The organism is Marinomonas gallaica, assembly GCF_001639745.1.
Lineage (GTDB): Bacteria > Pseudomonadota > Gammaproteobacteria > Pseudomonadales > Marinomonadaceae > Marinomonas > Marinomonas gallaica.
This window is the reverse complement of the sequence record NZ_LTAX01000002.1, coordinates 35,133-57,330: the sequence shown is the minus strand read 5'-3', so window position 1 is coordinate 57,330 and position 22,198 is coordinate 35,133. Positions and strand designations below refer to the sequence as shown.

Genomic DNA, 22,198 nt, shown 5'->3' with positions numbered 1-22,198 from the left:
TTCAATGGGTAACTCAGTTAGCGTCGGTTTACGAAAAAAGGCTACAAGCCGCCAAGGCTTTGTTGAGAAGGCAGCGAAAAAAGCCGTTCTGAAATTACTGCAACGTCTAGAAGTAGGGCACCTTGTTCTAGAAGACGGTGAAGATAGCTACACTTTTGGTCAAAACCTCGCTGAAGCTGAGTACCATGCTCACATTACAGTATATGACCCACAGGTCTACCGAGATGTGTTTACCAACACCAGTATCGGCGCGGCAGAAGCGTATATGAAAGGTTATTGGGGGACGCAAGATCTAACTGGCGTTATTCGATTAATGGTCGCAAATTTGAACCTCATTAACGAAGCAGATGCTAAAAGCCCAATTTGGAAACGTTTGGCCACTAAAGCGTTTCACAGCTTAAATGCCAACACCAAGGAAGGCTCGCGCAAGAATATTTCAGCGCACTATGATTTGGGTAACGACTTCTTCAAACTGTTTCTTGATCCAACCATGATGTATTCGGCAGCCATTTACCCATCGGAAGAAGCATCGCTTGAAGAAGCAGCGGTGCATAAATTAGATCGTATTTGTCAGAAATTAGACCTAGGTCCAGACGACCATCTACTCGAGATTGGTACTGGTTGGGGGGGGATGGCGATTCACGCCGCCCAGCATTATGGTTGTCATGTGACGACCACGACGATTTCACAAGAGCAATACGACTACGCGAATGCGAAAGTGAAGCAGTTAGGCCTGCAAGATCGCATAACCCTGTTGTTAGAAGACTATCGAGATCTGTCTGGCCAATACGACAAATTAGTGTCTATTGAGATGATTGAAGCCGTAGGTCATGAGTACTACGACAGCTACTTTGAAAAGTGCAGTTCATTACTTAAGCCTAATGGGCTTATGGCGATTCAGGCCATTACGATTGCCGATCAACGTTATGACTATGCGCGTAAATCCGTTGATTTTATCCAGCGTTATATTTTTCCTGGTGGGTGTCTGCCGTCGAATGCAGTGATCGCCGATAAAATTGCCCGTAAAACCGATATGCAAATTGTTGCGATTGAAGACATCACCGAGCATTACGCCGACACTCTGGCCGATTGGCGTGAGCGTTTTCATAACGCAATGGACAGTATCAAGCAGCAAGGCTTTGATGATGTGTTTTGTCGAATGTGGGACTACTACTTCGCTTACTGTGAAGGTGGGTTCCGCGAACGTGCGATCAGTACTGGGCAGTTTGTTTTTGCCAAGCCTAGCTATCGCTTCCCTCGCCGTTAGTTGATGTTTCAACGGAGGCCAAAGCCATGATGAAGTCTCTGCTGAATGCCGCTAATTTCCAGTTGTTATGGTTTGCCTGCATATTAGGGGGCGACAACTGGGCTGTGGCGGCCATTGTGTTGTATTTGGTCGTACATCATTACTTCTTTGTTGAGTCCGTATCAGAATGGTGGGTCATACTGCTATTTGTGGTTTTAGGCGTATTCATCGACGGCGCGTTGATCTTTGATGGATGGCTTGTTATGCCTCCCTCGATTTGGACATTCCCTATTCCACCACCATGGCTTCTGGGGCTTTGGGCTGGGGTCGGCTCATTATTCTTTCATTGTTTAAGTTGGGGACTTACGCGTCCTTGGCTATTGAGTATTGGTGCTGCTGTCTTTGCCCCGCTCAGTTACTTTCTGGGTGCAGATTTAGCAGAAGTGTCATTAGGACGCTCTAGTATCGCAACCTGGGCATTAATGGCGTTTATCTGGTTCTGGTTAATGCAGGTAGGCGTTTTTGCAACGCGATTAACGATACGACGAAATGGACGAACACATCATGTTTAAACAATACGCAGTCATTGCGTTGACGTTATGCTGTACGCAAGTCATCGCACAAGACTTTAAAACAGTCATCGGTGAAGCCTTTGATACGCAATCAAACGAGCTATTGTACGTTGAAAAGCATCGTTATGTGCAGGGTGATAAGCACGAAGTAAAGTATTACGATCCGCAAGGCAAATTGTTTGCTCAGAAGCTTTTAAACTACGGTGATTACGAACAAGCGCCCGAGTTTGAGCAAACCAATGATCTACGTGGTGAGTGGATAAGAGTCACCGAACAAGGCTCAAAAATCAAAGTCGAATACCGTGAAACATCCGATGCGGTCGTGTTTGATAAGCGTTTTGATGTGAGCGATGACTTATTGGTGGATGCGGGCTTTGATCGCTATGTCAAAAAGCATTGGAACGAGCTGGTAAATTTAAAGCAGAAGCGTTCGATCGATTATCTTGTGCCGAGTCGGCTGACGACAGTGGGATTTGACGTCAGTAAAGTGGATTGCTTGGCAGGGACCGTTGAGCCTGCTGTGTGTTTCCAAATTGCGCCAACGTCATGGTGGGTTTCCTTAGCGGTGGATCCTATTACAGTAGCCTACGACCCAGACAGCCATAATTTATTGCGCTTTAATGGTCGCGGCAACATCGCCAGTGCCTCAGGCAGTTATCAGACCGTAGACATACATTATCAATACCCAAACGTTGAATAATTTATAGGAAGGTCCCATGTTACGACTGTTTGCCATGCTGTTTACATTGGTTTTATTGAGTGGTTGTTCATCAACCGCAGTAGAGGAATACGCAGCGAATGAACCTGAGTTCGATGTGCAAGAATTTTTCCAAGGTGACTTAGTTGCTCATGGGGTGTTGAAAGATCGTGGTGGCAAAGTCACGCGTTACTTTACGGCCGACTTAAAAGGCAGTTGGGATGACGGTGTCGGTACGTTAGAAGAATGGTTCGTTTTTGACGATGGTGAAAAACAAGAGCGTATCTGGACATTGGTACCCAACAACGATGGAAGTTATACCGCAACAGCGGGCGATGTGATTGGCGAAGGCAAGTTGGTTACCTCAGGTAATGCGTTGTTTATGAAATACGTTCTTCGAGTGCCGTACGATGGCGATACGATTGATCTGAATGTGGATGATCGTATGTATTTAGTGACGCCCGATCATTTGATAAATGAATCGGTCTTGACCAAGTTTGGCTTTGAAGTGGGGTCATTAACCCTAAGTATCCGCCAACGTGCTCATGCAATGGAATAACGACTTTTAAACGACGATCTGCTAGTCTTCGCGCTTTAAGGATCTGAGTTGAGGGTAGCTTGTGGCGCAGTTGGTTTTTCGTTTAAAGAATGTTCCTGAGCAAGAGGCGGACGATGTTCGTGAGCTTCTTGAAGAGCATGGCATTGACTTCTACGAGACCAGTGCTGGCCGTTGGCAAATCTCTATGGCGGGCATTTGGGTGCGCGACAAAGAGCAAGCCGCGACCGCTAAAATGCTGATCGCTGAAGATCAAGCAAATCGAGCATCACGTGCTACACCGATTAGCGCGCGTGATTGGATTGCTGGTTTTTTAACGCATGCACGACAAAACCCAGTAGAGTTCCTTTTTACGCTAGTGGCTTTGCTGCTGGTATTGTCTCTGAGCTTGATTCCCTTTTATGTTGGCAAACACTTAGCAGGCTAAACCTTTTCAAACAGGGATACAGGTCTTTTGAGCTTTAAGCAGAGTCTGCATCACAATCCGACGAGTGATCACGCCGATGAGACGACCGTCTTCCACCACCGGGAAAATTTTCGGTTTGTCTTCCATCATCAGTTTGGCAACTTGCATGACCTGCATGCTCGGTGAAACGGACAAGACTTGTTCGTGCATCACACTTTCCACATCCGCAAGGCTATGGCAGTAATAGACAGCTTGGCTGAGCGGTTCGAGCAGATCTTGTTCTGACACAAAACCAATAACGTGATCATAGCGATCAGTGACCGGTGCACCGCTGAGCTTATGACGTGCCAGTTGTTCGGCGCAGTCGTCAATGCGGGTGTTTGAATAAACATGAAACGTGTCACGCGACATGACGTCGCGTACACATAAAACATCGAATTTCATAAGCGATCCCCCAATTAACAATGACTATACCTTCAGTGTAGTGGGGGATTTTCGTTTTGCGAGTTAGGCTGTCGAGGTTTCTAGTGATTCGAGTTTGGCTTGACGTTTATTCAATGCGGCGGTGATAAACTGCACACTAATGGCCGCTCCAACAACTAACGCCATACCAAACAAACTTAGTGCATCGGCGTGGGCAGATTGGATCACACCTTGCCATAATCCAATCTGCACACATGCCTCTGTGATAATAAACGCAATCACAGGCGTTAGGGCAATGGCGGCACTGACTTGCACCGTTTGCCAGTAGCCCATGGCTTTGGCCAGAGACCCGTACGCCACTAATGTATTCAAACAACAAAATGCTGCAACCCAGAATTCGAACTGGTTCATAGAAAGTAATTCGGATGGCTGACTAAAGGGCAACATCACCAACATAGCGTAGACATAGATGCCTAATAAAATGTTTGTGGGCGACAGCTTGCTGAACAAAGCTTTTTGCAATAACGCATACAGACACCATGCCATGGCCGACATCATAACGATTAAGAAGCCAGTCAAAATGGTATTAGGGTCGCCAACGGCCTTACCTTCTAAAACAGGGTGAAAGAAGGTCAGCATACCGACTGCTAACACGGCGAAACAAGCCCATTGTTGCAAACGCACTTTTTCTTTAAAGAAAACCAAACCACCTAATGCCAAAAATAGCGGCGCTACTTGGAAACTAAGCTGAGCGGTACCTGGATGCAGGTAGTCCAAACTCCATGCAAAGCTACTGTAGTTGATGATCAATAAACTGCCTGCGGCGAGCAGTGTTACCCAGTCTTTACGGGATAGAGTGAGAAACTCTTTGAGCTTGCCTTGCTGAATTTGCCACGCGAGTAAGACTAAAGCTGCCACAGAGAAACGCAGCCACGTTAGCGTCACGGGATCAGAGAAGTCACCAGAAAGTTTTAGAGCAATAGGCAATGTGCTCCAAAACAGCACGCAGAGGCTACAAAAGAAGAGCCCGTATAAAAACTGTTGGCGGCTGGTGAGTGGCATGACCTGATCCTTCTGTGAGGCAAAACAATAAGGATTAAAGAGTGGGCTAGTTTTGGATTTTTATCCAATGCATAATACTTTTAATTATTATTCGTTTTATGGAAAATGCTATGCTGTCATCCGCGATGATGCACTTAGATATCAAAACGCTAACCGCTCTGTTGTACTTACTTGAAGAGCGAAATGTAGGGCGAGTGGCTACCAAACTGTATCTAAGTCAGCCTGCCATGAGCCGTACGTTGAGTCGTTTGCGTGAAGCATTCGACGACCCTTTGTTCATACGAACCAATAAGGGCATGTTGCCGACGACGAAAGCGCTGGCGCTAGAAATGCCATTACGTCAAATACTCGAACAAATGAATGGCTTAAACAATGAACGTGAGTTTGATCCGCGTAAGTCGGAGCGTGTGTTTCGTTTGCAGACGTCCCATTATCAAGCCCAGGCTTACATGCCTACCATCGCGGAGCGGTTTTATCAGCTGGCGCCGAATGCGTCGCTTGAAACCAGCTTGGTAACCGAAAACAGTTTATTGCGAACTGAAAACCAGACCGTCGATGCGGTATTGTGCAGTGAGTATGTGCAGCTGCCATCACGCTTCGATAAGCACGTTTTAGGGCAGGAAAAGTTCGGCTGTATTATGTCTAATCATCACCCTTTAGCAGATCAAGAGCAGATCAGCTTGGACGAGTTTTTGTCGTATAATCACGTTCTTGTCACTTTAGGTGGCAGTACCCAAGTCTACAGCGAATCGGCGCTAGGTGAGCGAGCAAAAGAGCGTTGTTATACATTGCGCACGCCGTATTTCATGTCGGCTTTAGAAGCGGTTGGTAAAACTGAGCTATTGTTTAGCACTAGCCAGTTACTCGCATTGCGCTTTCAGGATCAGTTTGGTTTGATGATTAAGCCATTGCCTTATGATTTCCCCCCAGTGAACTATTATTTGTCATGGCCTTCAGAGCAAAGCCAAGATCCTGGCGGAATTTGGCTTAGAAACCTGTGTTCTGGTGTCGTTCAAGATATGATCCCGTACCCTGTTGCGCAGTAGTATTTGTTAGTTCGTGTGAAAAGCCTTTAAAATAGAGCTCTTAACGCAATGTATACACCAATTGGCTAACATAACGCATGTCGAAAAAAGAGCATAAGCTAAAGCTACATCCTCGTAACCCTCACCGCGCGCGCTACAACTTCTCGTTGTTGGCTGATTCGTGCCCTGAGCTTGCGCCTTATATTCAGCTAAACCAATACGACAGTCAGACGATTAACTTTGCCGACCCGAATGCGGTAAAAGCGCTAAATAGAGCATTACTGAATCATTTTTACGGGGTTCTGTTTTGGGATATTCCTGAAGGGTACTTGTGCCCACCCATCCCTGGTCGTGCTGACTACATTCATTACCTCGCTGATTTGTTAGCGGACAGCAATGAAGGCCAAATACCACGTGGACGCAATGTGCGAGCATTAGATGTCGGTGCTGGGGCTAATTGCGTGTATCCGATTGTTGGCTCACAAGAATACGGCTGGCAGTTTGTTGGTACAGATGTAAATCCGATTGCTATTAGTGCCGCACAAGCGGTTGTCACTGCAAACCCTTGCCTTAAAAAGCGCATTGTTTTACGTCAGCAGATCGATGCGCAGAAGATTTTTGATGGCATTTGGCAAACAGAAGATCTGTTTGATGTGACATTATGCAACCCGCCGTTTCACAGCAGTGAAAGTGCGATGGCGTCTGAGAATAAGCGCAAGTGGCGTGGTTTAAAAGGCGAGTCGAATAAAAGTACGCTGAATTTTGGTGGACATGGACCTGAATTATGGTGCGAAGGTGGCGAAGCCGGCTTTATCACTCGCATGATCAAGGAGAGCGTGTCTTATAAAGATCGTTGTTTCTGGTTCACCAGCCTGGTCGCTCGTAAAGAAAATCTGCCCGCAATCTATCGTGCCTTAGAATCAGCTGGTGCGGTACAAGTGAAAACCATAGAAATGGCGCAAGGACAGAAGATCAGTCGATTTGTTGCGTGGAGCTTTTTGGAGCCCGCGCAAGTGGATTTTTGGCGTGACACACGCTGGCGCAAATAATCGTCTCATTGTTTCGTTAGACGTACAGTCTATGAACTAAAATAAAAAGGTTGGCGCGATAAAAAGGTGTACTTATGATCGCATTAGTCCGGTTAGTGGTTTTGTTTTTTTTAATCCTGCTGGTCACCGCAGGTGGTTTAATCATGTGTCTATTTTTAGGGCGTTCAAAAGACCGCGTGTATTTCATCGCCAAAGCGTTTGCGCCGGTTGCTCGACTGTTTGGGTTGCGTGTTCAGAAGCATGTTTCATACAAAACCCTGGATGTGAAACAAGGGGTTTATATTGCGAATCATCAGAATAACTTTGATTTGTTTACGTTTTCTCATGTGGTGCCGCATGGCACGGTTACTGTCGGTAAAAGTTCGCTTAAATGGCTGCCATTTTTTGGTTGGTTGTATTGGGCGACGGGTAATTTCTTAATTCAGCGCAATGATCGTCACAAAGCCATCGCGACGATAGGTCAAATCGTTGAGAAAATGAGCGACACAGGGTTATCTATTTGGATGTTTCCAGAAGGTACGCGCAGTCGTGGACGTGGCTGGTTACCTTTTAAACGTGGCGCATTTTATGCTGCGATACAAGCAGGTGTTCCGATCATCCCCGTTGTTTGTAGTTCCACCCATAATAAGGTCAAACTCAATCGCTTTGATAACGGCCACGCCAAAGTAGAGGTCATGGATCCGATATATACAGATGGCCTGACAGAGCAGGACATTCCTCAATTAGTCAGTCGTTGCGAAGCTCTTATGCAAGCGAAGCAACAAGAGCTTGATGATGCGTTAGCGCTGCTTTAATCCGCCTTTGCATCGTTGGGAATAGCGTGTTCTATCTCTTGCTGTAACTCAGTGATCAGGGGGTGGTTTGGGAGCAGTTGCTGCTGGTGCCATTCGGTTCTTTGAAGCAAGCGACGAAACAGCTTTTCTAGACGCGCGACTTCTTTTGTATTAACCATGGTTTCGGCTTCGCCACGGTAAGCTTGCTGTGCAGCGTGACCACGATGATGCAAATGCGAAATAAGCTGACAACCGCGCCACATCAAGGCTGTTAAACTATTGGGTGTGAGAGCGAGAACAGAACGCTTACGTAATTTGTTAAGTAGGGTGGTTTTAAACGAGCGCCCAGTTTGCACGCCAGCACCTAAAATGGCCCCAAGTGTGGTCGCCGTTCCTAGGGTAAGTCCTGCACTCAATATATCAATACCCGCACCTATCGCAGCACCTGTGACGGCACTTGTGCCGGTATTGATGCCCCAGCTTTTTAGCGTATTTGTGTCGAAAAGATCTTGTTGCCATTGGCCTTCTTGCAGCGCCAAATCATTCAATGCGACATCCTGATCACGAAAGTCGTAGAGTGTTAAGCATTGCGCGATGAATGCTTGTTCTTGTTGTCGAATGCTATTTTCAAACTGTTGGGTTTCTTTATTGGTGGGTGTTTGGGCTTGGCAAATGTATTGCGAGGTCGCACAGTGAACCAGCATTCTAGCGAGCGCATCTTGTGCGGATTGTAGACGTTGTTCTGCGTCCTGTTCGCGTTGCTTCATTAGGGCTTGTAATGTGTTGTAATGATCGGGCGCTAAGCTTTGCAGGGTTTGATAGAGCTTACGCTCATCGGCCAAGTAAAACGCCACGGTATCGTAACGTACATGGGCATGAAGTTGTCGCTCTGCCAAGCATTGGCGCCAAGCTTGCTCATGGTTGTGTTCTGCGTCACAGAAATTCAATATCGGTACGATGGGCTTGTTGGCACACGCCAGAATGGACAGTTCATCAAGATACTTACCTAAAGGCGCTTGGCGCAGATCAATCACATAAAGAATGATGTCGCACTGTTTCAGTTGATTGAGGATTTTAAATTCTTGATCAAAGTCTGCTTGTAAAGCAGCGTCTTGTGTAACGTTTGTTAACCATTGATCGGGAGTAAGCGTCTTATAACTGGGGGCTGAACGAGTCATCCAAAGACCAATGGAATCTTCAAATCCTGGTGTGTCGATCAGATCCAACACTGGCACCTGATTCAGCGTCAGCGCAATTTTTTCCACATGGCGTGTGGTACCGGAATAGTTTTGGATATCACCAAAACCATGATCGCGAATCATGGTCCTTATCAATGATGTTTTACCGGTATTCGCATGCCCCACGATAAGCAATGAAATAGGCATCGGTTAATCCTTTAAATGAATGATCTTATGTGGCGCAATTGCTCGTTCTTGTAATGCTTGGTTCCACACTTGAACGAATGCATTGCCATGTAAGTAAAACGATTCAGTTGTCGCATTGGCCTGACGTAAAAAACGTAAACTGCCGCGGTCAGGACTGATGTCTGCATCAATGATAATGGCACGATGATCACTTGGATGCTGGAGGTATGCCTGTTGTTGTTCTGCATTGTTAAGCGAAGCGGCATTACATCCGTTTAATGCATCAGTGGGAACACTCTTACTCCATTCAAACAAATAACAAATCTGATCAAGCGTTGTTGAGCGCTGTTCGGCGGACTCCAGCGGTCGAGGTGGCGCTATTTTTGAGTCAGATTGATTTGTAGGCGCTGGATCGACAATTTGGCTGCTTACTTGAGCCGTGATTGGTTTGTTCGAAGTGTATGAATGCCATACTGCGGTGCGTTTTTGGTGGTATAGGATGTGACTAAGAGCAGCCAACATGAGGCGAAGTAAAACGCCATAAATAAACACGCAGGCCAGTATCCAGATGGCCCAAGTTTTACGCGTATCCTCTGGTTGTTGGTCAATGCCTACTTGGCTGAAAGCGATATCGGCGGCACTTGGTGCAGGGAAGCCAAGCCAACTGGGGAGCGTGCTAATGCTTTGAGTTAGACTATGAAAATCCTGTTGCGTCAGCAATGTGGTTTCCCAGATAAAATGTACTTGATGGGTCATCAGGAACAATACAGCACTGAGTAAGCCGCCCAATAGGTAGCTTGTCCAGCAACAATGCAGCAAGCGAGCGACGCCCCACGTTCCAGCAGAGGAGCTAAAGCGCAGCGTTAAAAATGCCTCAATGACCTCTTTGGGGAGACGCATTGTCCGCCCCAGTTTACTTAATAAAACATTGAACCAATGGTGGTTCGCGGAAACGTTAGTTCTTTTTAAACAACCGATTAGCCAAATAAACAGGCTGAGGAAATGTGTCCCTAGCAGTATGAGTAACAACCAAAAAATATTAAGTTGTTGCTGATCGTTGCTATTAAAGGCAATCGGGGCGGCCATAGCGCCGAGTAAACCAAACAACGCTATGAGCGCAATTTGCAAAGAATTGGCGAGACTTACGACTTTAGTGTAGCTTTCTAAGAGAGAAGTACTTGTTATCTTAGCCGAGGTATTTTGCTTTAGGCTCTGCAAAATCGCCTGTTGTTCTCTTTTTTTCAGTGTCATTAACAGATATCCCAAACAAGTGTATTCACGACTTGGCTCTTTTTTGTTAGTGATGTGTATCAGCGGAGTCTAACAATGTGTGTAACGGTTTGGCGAATTGTTACTTATAAAGCGTAAACTGTATGCAATTGTTAAAGAGAATTGCTCCTTTAATTGGCGCTACATTACTATCAAGCTATTCAAGTGAATAGATAAGGTTGGATCCGTTATGCGTTTAAACTCCATTCGTACCAAAGTGACCGCGCCGATAGCGTTGCTGGCCATTATACTTATAGCCGTGTTTTTCTCATCTATGTCAATCATTGATATAGGTAAAAATCATATGGAAAAGCAAGCTGAAGCTTACTTTGCTGCAAGCAGTTTAGTGTTAAATGCTGACCGCGATATTTATCAAGCGTTAGTGGCACGTAAAAATCTAATCAATGGTCAAGGTAGTGCCGCCGATAACTTGGCGGATTTCAAAGACAACGCGCAACAGGTAGCGGATCGCTTCCAAGCCTATCGTAAAGCGCTCGCCAGCGAACCTCAGCTTGTTAAACAGTTTTCCAATTTTGATGCGCTGTTTAAAAAGTGGAAAGCGGATGAAGCAACATTGCTCAATCAGGCACAGTCTGGTCAAGACTTCAGTACCGCGATGGCTACAGCGGATGCGAGCTTTTCAGCGATTCGTGATGTGTTAGATGTGGCGGGTGAAGCGGTTGATAACCGAGCACAAGAGGCCCAATTACAAGCCGAAGAAAAAATTGACAGCCTTAAATTTATAGAGATGATTTTTATTATTATCGCGCTACTGATTGCTGCGGGCTTTGGTTATGTTGTGCCAAAACGTTTACATTATCGCGTGTCGAACTTAGCGGCTCGTATCAAAGAAATTTCCGAAGGTGATGGTGATTTAACACAGCGTATTAACTCGACAGCAAAAGACGAATTAGGTGATTTGGCGCAGGAATTTGATGCCTTTGTTGAGCAACTACGTGGCATCATTAGCAGTATTCGTGAGCAGGCGCATTCACTTGGCGGCATGACCTCGGATCTTAATCACGCCTCAGATCGCACCGCTAGCGTAACCACTACGCTTGTCAACGCGTCTAACTCTATTGTCAGTGCTGCTCATGAAATGAGTATGTCAAACCAGCAAATGGCAGGTGTAGCACACGATACAGCCAGTGAAGCACAGAAGTCCAGTGAGTTGACGAATCAGGGTATTAAAGCGGTAAATAACTCCCAGTCGGCGATCGACAGTTTGGTAGGTGATATTGAGCAAGCCCTTTCACGTGCAACGGAACTTGAGAAAAGCTCGGAAGCCATTGCATCGGTGCTTGAAGTCATTCGCAATATCGCAGAGCAAACCAACTTGTTGGCATTGAATGCAGCGATTGAGGCGGCGCGTGCAGGTGAGCAAGGTCGAGGATTCGCTGTGGTTGCCGATGAGGTACGTACACTGGCAACTCGTACTCAAGACAGCACCAATGAAATTGAATCCATGATTGATCAGTTGAAAGTCAACGTGCAGGATTCATCGCGTGCGATCCAAAACAGCCGTAACAATGCCGATACTACGGTATCGAACTTCGACGAAGTGATTCGAATCTTTGGTTCCCTTGAAGAGTCGTTTGCTAAAGTTCAAGAGATGGCAGCGCAAACAGCGCAAGCCACCCAAGAGCAGTCCACTGTCTCTGGCGAAATCAATGAAAACCTATCTTCTATGCAAACGCAGACAGATGAAGTGCAGGCGGTTTCTGACTTGGTTCAATCGCAATCTAAGCAAATCAGTGATTTGTTCGAAGAATTAGATCGTCAAGTTGGTAGTTTCAAAGTGTAAGCTTCATTAATGTTTTATCGATCTAACAAGAGCCGTCTATTAAATAGACGGCTCTTTTATTTTGCCATCAAGGGAGATAAAACATTTAAATAGGATAAAGGATGACATATACGACAACTATTCTCCTCACATACCCTTGCCTTGTGGGGGCGTTGACATCAGTTGGCGCGCTTGTTCAATAATCCAATCTGTTAGTTTGGACGTGGGGTTTTCGATCAAGGTAACAATGCCTACTTCCATATAATGCTCAGATAGCGCATCGCTCGTAACAATTTTGATTTTCTCATAAAACCACTCAGCACTGGCGATGTGCTCAGGCACAATAGCCCAGCCTTGGTTTTGCGTTACCAGTTCACAAATCAGATAATAACTGTCTATATCCCAATGATCGGGGCTTAAAGGTTGTTCGCGATTTTCTCCTGAACGATTACATAAGACAAATTGACGATATTGTTGTAATTGCGCCAAACTTAAGGTGTTTTTTTCAGCTAAAGGGTGCGCATTACTGACAATAAGCACCTTTTTTAAGGTGCCAAGTGGGTGTAACTGTAATTTAGCAGGCAATACATGGTTGCTGATCATCAGGCCTATGTCTGCATTTCGTTGTGCGATAGCGATGGCGATATCATCTTGGGAACCATTCGTAATAACCAAATGGATATTGGGAAAGGCATCGCCTAATTGGGAAAAAATGCTATGCACGTTTTCCAGAGGCAGGGCTTCGTCGATGGCCATTCGCAACGAAATGGGCTCTTGTCCCGCTGCTGTTAAGGCTCTGGATTCTAACCGCAAACATTGGGTGAGTACTGCTTGAGCATCAGGCAGTATTTCTTTGCCTAATGCTGTCAGCACGGGGAATTTCGAGCCTCGATCAAACAGTTCAAACCCTAAGTCTAATTCTAGGTTGGCAATAGCGCTGCTGATCCGAGACTGCGCTTTATTTAACTTTCTTGCTGCTGCAGAAAAGGAGCCTAATTCGGCCGCGGTCACAAAGGCAAGCAGTTGATCTAATGTCCAATTCATATCATCACCCAAGAAATAATTAATAACGAGGCCTTACCTATCCTATAAGCGGATGGTAACTAACTTTCTTATATCTCAATTTGTCATATTATTCGCCTACTTTTACATAAAGGAGAGGGCGTAATGTCAGCAGAAACATCAAGCGAGATGCCCAAATCAGTCGCGCGAGCCTTTTGGCGCTTCGCGATACCTTCTATCGTCGCGATGTTGGCCAGCGGTTTGTATCAGGTCATTGATGGTGTCTTCGTCGGTCAGTATGTCGGTAGCGAAGGTTTAGCCGGTATCAATATGGCAATTCCATTATTGGGCTTGATCATGGGTTTTGGTCTGATGATTGGTATGGGCGGTGGCAGTGTTATGTCCCAATATCGTGGTGAAAAGAATCTTTTCGCCACTCAAACGACGCTAACCTCAGCTTTGTATTTAGTCATCGGCATAGGGCTGTTAGCATCTGTGTTGTTTATCATGTTTGGTGAGGGCGGCCTGCACCTACAAGGAGCAACGGGAAACACCTTGACGCTCAGTTGGCAGTACGTTGAGATCATGTCTTATGGTGCTTTTATTTCGATTGGCGCCAGCGCCATGCCGATGTTGGTGCGCAATGACGACAGCCCTAATTTATCTACGCTGTTTATTGTGGTGGGTGCGCTTTTAAATATCGTCTTGGACTACGTCTTTTTGGGGCCGTTAGGTATGGGATTGAAAGGCGCTGCAATCGCGTCTTTGATCGCTCAGTTCGCAACCTGCGTTTTGTGTTTAAGGTATTTCACATCGCCAAACGCAAAAACCGTTTTATCGTTTGGCCAGTTTGATTTCTCTATTGCGAAGCGTGTAGTGCAACTTGGCTCATCGAACTTGGTTATGTTCGTCTATCTGAGTTTTATCATCGCTCTGCATAACTGGATGTTTTTGGAGTATGGCAATACCACTCAGCTTGCAGCGTTTGCCATTGTTGGTTATTTGGCCGGTTGTTATTACTTCTTTGCTGAAGGTCTCGTCAGTGGCTTGCAACCGCCTGTTAGCTTTTATTTAGGGGCGAAACAATACCAACGAATCATCCAAACAGTGACGTTAGCGTTCTCTGTGACGTTCGGCTCCGGTGTGCTTGTCGTCATGGTGTTAAATCTATTCCCTGAATTCTTTATTGTTTTTTTTGCCAATGCCGATGACGCATTGATTGACGCGACTAAAGTCGGAATTCGTTTGCATTTGATGGCGCTGTTTCTAGACGGCTTCTTATTTATGGCATCGATTTACTTTGTCGCCGTGGGGAAAAGTGCCCAAGCCTTGTTTGTCTCAGTCGGCAACATGATCGTGCAGCTACCGTTTTTGTTAATCTTGCCGCATTTTTGGGGAATCGAAGGCGTATGGTTGGCCGTACCGTTATCAAATGTTGCCTTCACTGCAATCGTATTGCCAATGCTATTGACGAACTTGAAAAACTTAAAGGCGCAGCATCACAATGAAAATTCAAACGACATGACGCTGACGAATCATCTTAGTTAGCCTGTTTGCTTATGATCAATAAAAAAGCCGCTTCGTTTGAAGCGGCTTTTTGGTTTTCAAGTGATAAGTCGAAGCAGTTACGCGTCGATACGCTTGTATTTGATACGCGTTGGTGTGGCGTCTTTACCGGTACGTGCTTTGTAGTCGGCTTCGTATTCTTGGTAGTTACCTTCGAAGAATACGGCTTTTGAGTCGCCTTCGTACGCCAAGATGTGCGTTGCGACACGGTCAAGGAACCAACGGTCATGGGAAATCACAATCGCTGCACCTGGGAATGCCAATAGGGCTTCCTCTAGGGCGCGCAGTGTTTCAATGTCCAAGTCGTTGGTCGGTTCGTCCAATAGCAAGACGTTGCCGCCTTCTTTCAGAAGTTTGGCTAGGTGCAGACGGTTACGCTCACCACCAGACAAGTGTTTCACAAGCTTCTGTTGATCAGAGCCTTTGAAGTTAAAGCGGCCGATGTAAGCGCGTGATGGCACTTTCCAGTTGTGAACGGTGATGATGTCCTGACCGTCTGAAATTTCTTCAAACACAGTATTATCACCGTTTAGTTCGCGCATTTGGTCAACGTATGCCAGCTGTACGGTATCACCCAAGGTCACGCTACCAGAATCCGGTTGTTCCGCGCCTGAGATCATTTTGAACAGTGTTGATTTACCCGCACCGTTACCGCCGATAACCCCGACGATCGCGCCTGGTGGTAGTGTCATGTTTAGGTCTTCGATCAACATGCGACCATCAAAGCCTTTCGAGACGTTTTCGATCTCAATGACTTTGTTACCAAGACGAGGTCCTGGCGGAATGTACAATTCGTTGGTTTCGTTACGCTCTTGGAATTCTTTCGAGTTCATTTCTTCGAAACGCGCTAGACGTGCTTTGGACTTAGACTGACGACCTTTCGCATTTTGGCGCACCCACTCAAGCTCAGACTTGATGGCTTTGTTGTGCGAGGCTTGCTGCTTCGCTTCCATCTCAAGACGGGCATTTTTCTGGTCTAGCCAAGAAGAGTAGTTGCCTTCGTATGGAATACCGTGACCACGGTCGAGCTCAAGGATCCAGCCGGCGGCGTTATCAAGGAAGTAACGGTCGTGGGTGATCGCTACCACAGTACCTGGGTAATCCTTCAAGAAGCGTTCTAACCACGCCACAGATTCGGCATCCAAGTGGTTGGTTGGCTCGTCGAGAAGGATCATGTCAGGCTTGTCTAGCAATAGACGACATAGGGCCACACGACGACGCTCACCACCGGATAGATGCGCTACGCTTGATTCCCATGGTGGTAGACGCAATGCATCGGCCGCCACTTCTAAAGCGCGCTCAAGGTTGTGGCCGTCTTTAGCCGTAATCAGGTTTTCAAGTTCGGCTTGCTCTGCCGCCAGCGCATCAAAATCGGCATCTGGGTCAGCGTAGGCAGCGTATACTTCATCAAGGCGAACCAAGGCATCTTTTACGTCTGCAACAGACTCTTCCACGATACCACGAACGTCTTTTGTCTCATCTAGCTCAGGTTCTTGAGGCAAGTAGCCGACTTTCAAGCCTGGCATAGGGCGAGCTTCACCAATGTATTCTTGGTCAACGCCGGCCATGATGCGAAGCAGTGTCGATTTACCTGAGCCATTTAAGCCAAGTACACCAATTTTTGCGCCAGGGAAAAAAGACAGAGAGATGTCTTTTAGAATCTCGCGTTTTGGCGGTACGACTTTGCCAACGCGGTTCATGCTGTATACAAACTGTGCCATAAGGTTATGTCTGTCCTAAGTTGTTAAGTGAAAAAGAGAACGCTTTACCAACGCTTCGATCGGGGGCGATAACACCCGAGAAGGTGGTGTAAAATTGGAGCTAAGCATAGCACAACAACGCTTAATGCAGAATAATTCCCATCGCGCCAAATACAACTAACAAGGCACCTAACCACGCACCCGGCGCGGGGCGTTGTTTGGTCGTCAGCCATAGTCCGGGCAATATTAAGACAGGAACGGTAGCTGATAATGTTGTTACTAGGCCGACGTCCGCATTTGCGACGCCCCATACTAAAACGCTCATACCAATGACCATGCCAATGGTCGCCACCACCGCTAAACGTAACCAAAGATTAAGAGGGAATTGTTGCAAAGGAGTGTTGCCTTGAGGCATCCGTTTGGAAAAGTACAAACGATAGGCGATTAACAGGCATAGGGCGCTGGCGCTGACACGAGCGGCAGATGCCACCACAGGATCAACGCCAGCTAATAGTGCAGGTTTAGCGAGTAATGCGCCACTTGCCTGGCACAAGGCCGCGATCAGAGCGATGCTGACGGCTAAGCCAAGTGAACCCTTGGTGCTTTCCCACGCGTGGGTCTGGCCGCGTTTGCCAAATAAAATGGCAATCATGACGCCAATTAATACGACCCCACAACAGAGCAATTCGACAATAGATAATGTCTCATCTAAGAAAAGCCACGCCAACAAAATAGAGAAAGGTGCGTTCATGGCAAAGAGAATGCCCGCACGTCTCGGCCCAATTCTGTTAACTGCGCTAAATAAGCAGTTATCGCCAATGAAGATACCAATGACGCCGGATAAAATGAGAAGTGGTAGGTAGTCCCCCAGTGTGTCCCAAGAAACAAAACGCCACAGACTTATTGAGCACAATAGTATGGCGGCAAGGGTTATACGACAGGTATTAAATCGAAACGTGCCCATGCTTTCGATTAAGCGGGGGGCCATCAAACTGGAAATGGTCCAGCAGAGTGCAGCAACGAGACCGGATAACTCTGCAAAAGGCATTCAAAGGCTCCGTTTTGAAAATATTAAGCGAGTGGGCTAAGTCAGTTAAACAGGTCGATGAGTAGCCAATAAGTGTCGGGATTGGTATTATTTGTTGTCACTACCAGCCATTTAAAACTGGCATCCATCGTACGAAATTTTCCCAATCATTGGAACCAGTATGCGTTGTCCTTTTTGTGGTACTCAAGATACCAAAGTCCTAGACTCTCGATTAGTCTCTGAGGGTGCACAAGTCCGCCGTCGTCGTACTTGTGGCCACTGCCAAGAGCGTTTTACCACCTTTGAAGTGGCCGAGCTTCAAATGCCGAGGTTGATCAAAAGTGATGGCAGCCGTGAGTCGTTTGATGAAGATAAATTACGCTCCGGTATTGTTAAAGCCATTGAAAAACGCCCTGTCAGTGTTGAAGCGATCGAAACTGCGATCACCCGAATCAAAGAGAAGCTACAAGCCACAGGCGAACGTGAATTACCGTCTCGCATTATTGGTGAAGCGGTAATGGAAGAGTTAAAGCGTCTTGATCAAGTGGCGTATGTGCGTTTTGCTTCTGTTTATCGAAGTTTTAAAGATATCAGTGAATTCCGTGAAGAAATTGAGCGCTTAGAAAACAGCGCGACCACCCCCTCTGAGGAGAAATAAATGGCACAGCAAAATCATCAAACGTATATGGCTCGTGCTGTGCAATTGGCGCGTAAAGGGTTATACACGACCCATCCAAATCCTCGAGTCGGATGCGTCATTGTTAAAAATGATCAAGTGATCGGTGAAGGCTTTCACCTGAAAACCGGAGAGGGGCATGCCGAAGTTCAAGCGTTGGCGAATCTGACGGAATCTGCATCAGGTGCCACAGCGTATGTCACATTAGAGCCATGCAGTCATCACGGTCGCACACCGCCTTGCGCCGAAGCGTTAATTAAAGCGGGCGTGACGTCTGTTGTGTATGGCATGCAGGATCCTAACCCTGAAGTTGCAGGCAATGGACTGAAAATGCTTGAACAAGCCGGTATCGAAGTCATTGGACCCGTTATGGAAGCGGAGTGTCGTGGCTTGAATCCAGGTTTTATCAAACGCATGGAAGAAGGCTTGCCGTTTATTCGGGTGAAGTTGGCCATGAGTGTTGATGGTCGTACAGCGATGGAATCCGGCGAAAGTCAATGGATCACGGGCCCTGCGGCGCGCCAAGACGTACAACGTTTGCGAGCGCAAAGCTCTGCGATTGTCACAGGCATTGGTTCGGTCATTGTGGATAACCCAAGCATGACGGTACGCATCGATCCTAACGACCAAGAGGCCGATACAAAAACAGTACGTCAACCACTTCGCGTTATTTTAGACACCGCGCTGTCGATTCCGCCGGAATCGAAGATTCTCTACCCAACCAACGAAGTGTTGGTGTTTTGTGATGAAGAAGAAATTGAACCGGATCATCTGAAAACGTTACAAAAGAAAAAAGTCGATGTGCGCTTTTTGCCGCTTGCAGACGATGGGCGTTTAGACCTTGTTGAAGCGATGGGGCAACTAGCCGATGACGGAATCAATGAAGTACTGGTTGAAACTGGTGCGGTCTTGGCTGGTGCATTCTTAGATGCTGGTCTCGTCGACGAACTTGTCATTTATATGGCGCCAAAGTTACTGGGCTCTGAAGCTCGTCCTTTGGTCAGCTTGCCGTTAGAAAGCATGTCGGATGCTGTTGACCTACACTTGTTAGATATGACGAAAGTTGGTCAAGACATCAAGTTAGTGTACCAGCCTCAATACCGTGATGAGGGTGAAGACGCGTAATGTTTACAGGCATCATTGAAGGGTTTGGGCGAGTCGCTCAGTTGCAGAGAAAAGGTGGTGATTTAACGCTCAAGATTCACGCCGAGTCATTAGACATGAGTGATGTGAAGCTAGGCGATAGCATTGCAACGAATGGCGTGTGTTTAACGGTGACGCGTTTGGAAGGTGCCAGCTATTGGGCGGACGTATCCTCAGAAACGTTGGCCCATACTACATTAGGGCATTGGCAGGTTGGTCAAACAGTTAACTTAGAAAAAGCACTGCAGCCGATATCGCGTTTAGGTGGTCACTTGGTGAGTGGGCATGTGGATACGATTGGGGAAATTTGTGCAATTTGGCCTGATGCACGCAGTATCCGTTATCGTGTCAAAGTAATGCCTGAATTAATGCGCTATATTGCACTTAAAGGGTCAATTTGTGTGGACGGTATCAGTCTAACTGTGACAGCGCTCGAGGCACATGAGTTTGAACTCAGTATTGTGCCTCATACCGCGGATGGAACAATTATGTCGGCTTATACTGTTGGAACAAAGGTTAACGTGGAGGTGGATCAAATCGCACGCTATTTAGAGCGATTGATTGCACCACAATCCGCACCTGCGCCCAGCAAAGAATCGACGCTGAGCGAGGCGTTTTTGGCTGAACATGGGTTTATGGGGCGTCGATAAGGACGCTCTAAATCGAATTTAAAGGTGAAGTAGCATGGCAATCAATACCATTGAAGAAATCTTGGCAGACATGCGTCAAGGCAAAATGGTCATCCTGATGGACGACGAAGATCGTGAAAATGAAGGTGACCTGATTGTACCAGCGGAATGTATTACTCCTGAAATCATTAACTTCATGGCGGTTCATGCCCGTGGTTTGATTTGCCTAACGTTAATGCCAGAGCGTTGTGCACAGCTGAACTTACCCTTGATGGTTAACCAAAATGGTGCGGCGTTCAGTACCAATTTTACATTGTCTATTGAAGCCTCTGAGGGTGTGACAACGGGGATTTCCGCAGCGGATCGTGCCTTGACAGTGAAGCGTGCGGTTGCCGCCAATGCGAAGCCGTCTGATATTGTCCAGCCTGGGCACGTTTTCCCGTTAATGGCGAAGCCTGGTGGCGTATTATCACGAGCAGGTCACACGGAAGCGGGTTGTGATTTAGCGCGTATGGCGGGCTATGAAGCCGCCTCTGTGATTATTGAAGTGATCAATGACGATGGCACCATGGCACGTCGTCCAGATTTAGAAAAGTTTGCCGAGAAACATGGCATAAAAATTGGTACAATTGCCGACCTGATTCATTACCGCACACTGAACGAAGCGACGGTACAGCGTGAAGCTGAACAAACGATCAAGACGGAAGTGGGCGAGTTTAATCTGATCACCTACCGTGACACGGTACAGGGCCTCAGCCATATGGCTTTTGTGAAAGGTGATATCTCTCCTGACACTCCGACGGTGGTGCGTGTACACGTGCGTGACCCTGCCCGTGATATTGCTGGGATCATCTCAGATGAAACTGAGCAAAAGTGGTCAATGTCAGGGGCGTTAGAATATGTAGCCAAAGAAGGCTCAGGTGTCGTGGTATTAGTCGATACGTTAGATCGCCCGAGTGATTTAGCGGAGAGTTTTGCGGCGACACTGAACCCGCCTGCGGGCAAAGGTTCGGATAAAAGCGGCTCAGGTACGTACTTGACCGTTGGGACGGGGTCTCAAATTCTACGTGATCTAGGTGTGGGCAAAATGCGCTTACTTAGTTCACCACGAAAATTCTCTGTCACAGGATTTGATTTAGAAGCCGTGGAATTTATTCCATACAAGGGCACGCCTGTTAGTGCCGATCTAGTTTAAAGTTTAGAGGCAAAAAATGAGCGATATTAAGACTTACGAAGGTCATTTCGCAGCACCTGGAGCAAAGTTTGCTCTTGTCGTTGGCCGTTTTAACAGCTTCATCGTTGAAAGTTTAAAAGAAGGCGCCATCGATACCCTAGTTCGCCACGGTATCAAGAAAGAAGATATCACAGTGATTTACGCACCTGGTGCGTTTGAAATTCCTGTTGTTGTGAAGAAAGTCGCTGAACAAAACCAATACGATGCCATCATCGCGTTGGGGGCCGTGATTCGCGGTGGCACACCTCACTTCGAATACGTTGCGGGTGAATGTGTGAAAGGTTTAGGTCAATTGGCACTGCAATTCGGTATTCCTGTATCGTTTGGTGTGTTGACGGTTGATACAATTGAACAAGCGATCGAGCGAGCTGGTACGAAAGCCGGTAACAAAGGCGGTGAAGCTGCCTTGTCTGCTCTAGAAACCGTTGCTGTATTACGTAATTTGGAAGAGAAATAATGAGTGATCAAGAACAGGCTAAAAAGCCTAAAAAACCTTCTCGCTCACAAATGCGTAGCGCGTCTCGTTCTTTTGCCTTGCAGGCGCTTTATCAGTGGCAAATGAACCAATCTTCTGTGAACGAGATCGAAGCTCAGTTCGCTGTGGATCATGAAATGTCTACGTGCGATAAAACGTACTTCCGTGAGTTGGTCTACGGTGTATCGTCGAAAGCCAAAGCACTGGATGCGTTATTTGAGCCGTTCTTAGATCGTTCCCTTTCTGAGTTGGATGCCATCGAGTTGGCAACATTGCGAATTGGTAGCTTTGAATTGTCTGAGCGCTTAGATGTGCCTTACCGAGTAGCGATCAACGAAGGTGTTGAGTTAGCTAAATCGTTCGGTGCAACCGAAAGTCATAAGTACGTAAACGGTATTTTGGACAAATTGGCACAACGAGTGCGCCGCGAAGAAATCGCAGCACGTCGGAACGTTAACAAGTAAGCCAATTACTGTATCGAGAAAAGCCATCCTTTGATGGCTTTTCTTTTATATAGCCTA

The 22,198-nt window shown here is 46.7% G+C and carries 23 protein-coding genes; 16 read left to right on the top strand and 7 right to left on the bottom strand.

All coding sequences use genetic code 11. The features are described from left to right. Positions 1 to 4: 4 nt before the first annotated feature. The 5 genes from AYW76_RS02405 to AYW76_RS02385 all read left to right on the top strand — a co-directional run bounded on the left by AYW76_RS02405 (position 5) and on the right by AYW76_RS02385 (position 3,498). The gene (locus AYW76_RS02405; protein WP_067215303.1) at positions 5 to 1,267 is read left to right on the top strand and encodes an SAM-dependent methyltransferase; all 1,263 of its coding nucleotides are present in this window, start codon (positions 5 to 7) and stop codon (positions 1,265 to 1,267) included. A gap of 26 nt (positions 1,268 to 1,293) precedes the next feature. Continuing rightward, on the top strand, positions 1,294 to 1,818 hold the full coding sequence (locus tag AYW76_RS02400) for a DUF2878 domain-containing protein (protein WP_067215301.1): 525 nt from the start codon (positions 1,294 to 1,296) through the stop codon (positions 1,816 to 1,818). Then, positions 1,811 to 2,518 carry a hypothetical protein gene (locus tag AYW76_RS02395; protein ID WP_067215297.1) on the top strand — a complete coding sequence of 236 codons (708 nt, stop codon included), beginning with the start codon at positions 1,811 to 1,813 and terminating at the stop codon, positions 2,516 to 2,518. Before AYW76_RS02400 ends, AYW76_RS02395 begins: the two co-directional genes overlap by 8 nt. 16 nt (positions 2,519 to 2,534) lie before the next feature. Continuing rightward, positions 2,535 to 3,074, top strand: coding sequence for a DUF3833 domain-containing protein (locus AYW76_RS02390; protein WP_067215295.1), 540 nt, complete (start codon positions 2,535 to 2,537; stop codon positions 3,072 to 3,074). A gap of 61 nt (positions 3,075 to 3,135) precedes the next feature. Beyond that, positions 3,136 to 3,498 carry a DUF6164 family protein gene (locus tag AYW76_RS02385; protein WP_067215292.1) on the top strand — a complete coding sequence of 121 codons (363 nt, stop codon included), beginning with the start codon at positions 3,136 to 3,138 and terminating at the stop codon, positions 3,496 to 3,498. Between the two features lie 6 nt (positions 3,499 to 3,504). Here AYW76_RS02385 and AYW76_RS02380 read toward each other — a convergent pair whose 3' ends face one another. Both AYW76_RS02380 and AYW76_RS02375 read right to left on the bottom strand, forming a co-directional pair. Beyond that, positions 3,505 to 3,888, bottom strand: coding sequence for a CBS domain-containing protein (locus tag AYW76_RS02380; protein ID WP_231872531.1), 384 nt, complete (start codon positions 3,886 to 3,888; stop codon positions 3,505 to 3,507). Positions 3,889 to 3,984: 96 nt separating this feature from the next. Further along, positions 3,985 to 4,962: a DMT family transporter gene (locus AYW76_RS02375; RefSeq protein ID WP_067215286.1), complete on the bottom strand. Its 978-nt coding sequence runs from the start codon at positions 4,960 to 4,962 to the stop codon at positions 3,985 to 3,987. 110 nt (positions 4,963 to 5,072) lie between these two features. Here AYW76_RS02375 and AYW76_RS02370 point away from each other — a divergent pair, with 110 nt between their 5' ends. From AYW76_RS02370 to AYW76_RS02360, 3 genes are all read left to right on the top strand, one after another. Continuing rightward, a complete protein-coding gene (locus AYW76_RS02370; protein ID WP_067215283.1) occupies positions 5,073 to 6,008 on the top strand; it encodes a LysR family transcriptional regulator in 936 nt (311 codons plus the stop codon). Positions 6,009 to 6,085: 77 nt separating this feature from the next. Further along, a complete protein-coding gene (gene rlmF, locus AYW76_RS02365; RefSeq protein ID WP_067094865.1) occupies positions 6,086 to 7,036 on the top strand; it encodes a 23S rRNA (adenine(1618)-N(6))-methyltransferase RlmF in 951 nt (316 codons plus the stop codon). Between the two features lie 74 nt (positions 7,037 to 7,110). Further along, complete coding sequence (locus AYW76_RS02360) at positions 7,111 to 7,830, top strand: 1-acylglycerol-3-phosphate O-acyltransferase (RefSeq protein ID WP_067215279.1); 720 nt, start codon at positions 7,111 to 7,113, stop codon at positions 7,828 to 7,830. Here AYW76_RS02360 and AYW76_RS02355 read toward each other — a convergent pair. Beyond that, the gene (locus AYW76_RS02355; protein WP_067215276.1) at positions 7,827 to 9,194 is read right to left on the bottom strand and encodes a DUF3482 domain-containing protein; all 1,368 of its coding nucleotides are present in this window, start codon (positions 9,192 to 9,194) and stop codon (positions 7,827 to 7,829) included. The genes AYW76_RS02360 and AYW76_RS02355 overlap by 4 nt on opposite strands. A gap of 3 nt (positions 9,195 to 9,197) precedes the next feature. Beyond that, on the bottom strand, positions 9,198 to 10,424 hold the full coding sequence (locus tag AYW76_RS02350; RefSeq protein WP_067215274.1) for a DUF2868 domain-containing protein: 1,227 nt from the start codon (positions 10,422 to 10,424) through the stop codon (positions 9,198 to 9,200). A gap of 208 nt (positions 10,425 to 10,632) precedes the next feature. Between AYW76_RS02350 and AYW76_RS02345 the strand changes: the two genes are divergently transcribed. After that, positions 10,633 to 12,246: a methyl-accepting chemotaxis protein gene (locus tag AYW76_RS02345; RefSeq protein ID WP_067215270.1), complete on the top strand. Its 1,614-nt coding sequence runs from the start codon at positions 10,633 to 10,635 to the stop codon at positions 12,244 to 12,246. A 126-nt stretch (positions 12,247 to 12,372) separates the two neighbouring features. Here AYW76_RS02345 and AYW76_RS02340 read toward each other — a convergent pair whose 3' ends face one another. Then, positions 12,373 to 13,269, bottom strand: a complete 897-nt coding sequence (locus AYW76_RS02340) for a LysR family transcriptional regulator (protein ID WP_067215267.1) — start codon at positions 13,267 to 13,269, stop codon at positions 12,373 to 12,375. Positions 13,270 to 13,392: 123 nt separating this feature from the next. On the opposite strand from AYW76_RS02340, the gene AYW76_RS02335 reads away from it, so the two are divergent. After that, positions 13,393 to 14,775 carry an MATE family efflux transporter gene (locus tag AYW76_RS02335; protein ID WP_067215264.1) on the top strand — a complete coding sequence of 461 codons (1,383 nt, stop codon included), beginning with the start codon at positions 13,393 to 13,395 and terminating at the stop codon, positions 14,773 to 14,775. Between the two features lie 77 nt (positions 14,776 to 14,852). Here AYW76_RS02335 and ettA read toward each other — a convergent pair whose 3' ends face one another. Together ettA and AYW76_RS02325 are read right to left on the bottom strand one after the other, a co-directional pair. After that, positions 14,853 to 16,514: an energy-dependent translational throttle protein EttA gene (ettA, locus tag AYW76_RS02330; RefSeq protein ID WP_067094879.1), complete on the bottom strand. Its 1,662-nt coding sequence runs from the start codon at positions 16,512 to 16,514 to the stop codon at positions 14,853 to 14,855. 121 nt (positions 16,515 to 16,635) lie between these two features. Next, positions 16,636 to 17,541 carry a DMT family transporter gene (locus tag AYW76_RS02325; protein ID WP_067215261.1) on the bottom strand — a complete coding sequence of 302 codons (906 nt, stop codon included), beginning with the start codon at positions 17,539 to 17,541 and terminating at the stop codon, positions 16,636 to 16,638. A gap of 160 nt (positions 17,542 to 17,701) precedes the next feature. Between AYW76_RS02325 and nrdR the strand changes: the two genes are divergently transcribed. From nrdR to nusB, 6 genes are read left to right on the top strand one after another with little or no spacing between them, the layout of a single operon-like run. Then, positions 17,702 to 18,178: a transcriptional regulator NrdR gene (nrdR, locus tag AYW76_RS02320; protein WP_067030298.1), complete on the top strand. Its 477-nt coding sequence runs from the start codon at positions 17,702 to 17,704 to the stop codon at positions 18,176 to 18,178. Next, complete coding sequence (ribD, locus tag AYW76_RS02315) at positions 18,179 to 19,321, top strand: bifunctional diaminohydroxyphosphoribosylaminopyrimidine deaminase/5-amino-6-(5-phosphoribosylamino)uracil reductase RibD (RefSeq protein ID WP_067215259.1); 1,143 nt, start codon at positions 18,179 to 18,181, stop codon at positions 19,319 to 19,321. Beyond that, complete coding sequence (locus tag AYW76_RS02310) at positions 19,321 to 19,989, top strand: riboflavin synthase (protein ID WP_067215256.1); 669 nt, start codon at positions 19,321 to 19,323, stop codon at positions 19,987 to 19,989. The genes ribD and AYW76_RS02310 overlap by 1 nt, the downstream gene beginning before the upstream one ends. Positions 19,990 to 20,023: 34 nt before the next feature. Continuing rightward, positions 20,024 to 21,163 (top strand): bifunctional 3,4-dihydroxy-2-butanone-4-phosphate synthase/GTP cyclohydrolase II, encoded by a 1,140-nt coding sequence (gene ribBA / locus AYW76_RS02305; protein ID WP_067030310.1) that lies wholly within the window; start codon positions 20,024 to 20,026, stop codon positions 21,161 to 21,163. Between the two features lie 16 nt (positions 21,164 to 21,179). Continuing rightward, on the top strand, positions 21,180 to 21,659 hold the full coding sequence (gene ribH, locus AYW76_RS02300; protein WP_067030313.1) for a 6,7-dimethyl-8-ribityllumazine synthase: 480 nt from the start codon (positions 21,180 to 21,182) through the stop codon (positions 21,657 to 21,659). Continuing rightward, entirely contained in the window at positions 21,659 to 22,141 is a 483-nt protein-coding gene (gene nusB, locus AYW76_RS02295) for a transcription antitermination factor NusB (RefSeq protein WP_067215254.1), read from the top strand. The genes ribH and nusB overlap by 1 nt, the downstream gene beginning before the upstream one ends. Positions 22,142 to 22,198: the final 57 nt, after the last annotated feature.

Excerpts from the sequence above, each read along its gene's own strand:
- AYW76_RS02405 (WP_067215303.1), top strand. The coding sequence starts at position 5 with ATGGGTAACTCAGTTAGCGTCGGTTTACGAAAAAAGGCTACAAGCCGC.
- AYW76_RS02400 (WP_067215301.1), top strand. The coding sequence starts at position 1,294 with ATGATGAAGTCTCTGCTGAATGCCGCTAATTTCCAGTTGTTATGGTTT.
- AYW76_RS02395 (WP_067215297.1), top strand. The coding sequence starts at position 1,811 with ATGTTTAAACAATACGCAGTCATTGCGTTGACGTTATGCTGTACGCAA.
- AYW76_RS02390 (WP_067215295.1), top strand. The coding sequence starts at position 2,535 with ATGTTACGACTGTTTGCCATGCTGTTTACATTGGTTTTATTGAGTGGT.
- AYW76_RS02380 (WP_231872531.1), bottom strand. The coding sequence starts at position 3,888 with ATGTCGCGTGACACGTTTCATGTTTATTCAAACACCCGCATTGACGAC.
- AYW76_RS02375 (WP_067215286.1), bottom strand. The coding sequence starts at position 4,962 with ATGCCACTCACCAGCCGCCAACAGTTTTTATACGGGCTCTTCTTTTGT.
- AYW76_RS02370 (WP_067215283.1), top strand. The coding sequence starts at position 5,073 with ATGCTGTCATCCGCGATGATGCACTTAGATATCAAAACGCTAACCGCT.
- rlmF (WP_067094865.1), top strand. The coding sequence starts at position 6,086 with ATGTCGAAAAAAGAGCATAAGCTAAAGCTACATCCTCGTAACCCTCAC.
- AYW76_RS02360 (WP_067215279.1), top strand. The coding sequence starts at position 7,111 with ATGATCGCATTAGTCCGGTTAGTGGTTTTGTTTTTTTTAATCCTGCTG.
- AYW76_RS02355 (WP_067215276.1), bottom strand. The coding sequence starts at position 9,194 with ATGCCTATTTCATTGCTTATCGTGGGGCATGCGAATACCGGTAAAACA.
- AYW76_RS02350 (WP_067215274.1), bottom strand. The coding sequence starts at position 10,424 with ATGACACTGAAAAAAAGAGAACAACAGGCGATTTTGCAGAGCCTAAAG.
- AYW76_RS02345 (WP_067215270.1), top strand. The coding sequence starts at position 10,633 with ATGCGTTTAAACTCCATTCGTACCAAAGTGACCGCGCCGATAGCGTTG.
- AYW76_RS02340 (WP_067215267.1), bottom strand. The coding sequence starts at position 13,269 with ATGAATTGGACATTAGATCAACTGCTTGCCTTTGTGACCGCGGCCGAA.
- AYW76_RS02335 (WP_067215264.1), top strand. The coding sequence starts at position 13,393 with ATGTCAGCAGAAACATCAAGCGAGATGCCCAAATCAGTCGCGCGAGCC.
- ettA (WP_067094879.1), bottom strand. The coding sequence starts at position 16,514 with ATGGCACAGTTTGTATACAGCATGAACCGCGTTGGCAAAGTCGTACCG.
- AYW76_RS02325 (WP_067215261.1), bottom strand. The coding sequence starts at position 17,541 with ATGCCTTTTGCAGAGTTATCCGGTCTCGTTGCTGCACTCTGCTGGACC.
- nrdR (WP_067030298.1), top strand. The coding sequence starts at position 17,702 with ATGCGTTGTCCTTTTTGTGGTACTCAAGATACCAAAGTCCTAGACTCT.
- ribD (WP_067215259.1), top strand. The coding sequence starts at position 18,179 with ATGGCACAGCAAAATCATCAAACGTATATGGCTCGTGCTGTGCAATTG.
- AYW76_RS02310 (WP_067215256.1), top strand. The coding sequence starts at position 19,321 with ATGTTTACAGGCATCATTGAAGGGTTTGGGCGAGTCGCTCAGTTGCAG.
- ribBA (WP_067030310.1), top strand. The coding sequence starts at position 20,024 with ATGGCAATCAATACCATTGAAGAAATCTTGGCAGACATGCGTCAAGGC.
- ribH (WP_067030313.1), top strand. The coding sequence starts at position 21,180 with ATGAGCGATATTAAGACTTACGAAGGTCATTTCGCAGCACCTGGAGCA.
- nusB (WP_067215254.1), top strand. The coding sequence starts at position 21,659 with ATGAGTGATCAAGAACAGGCTAAAAAGCCTAAAAAACCTTCTCGCTCA.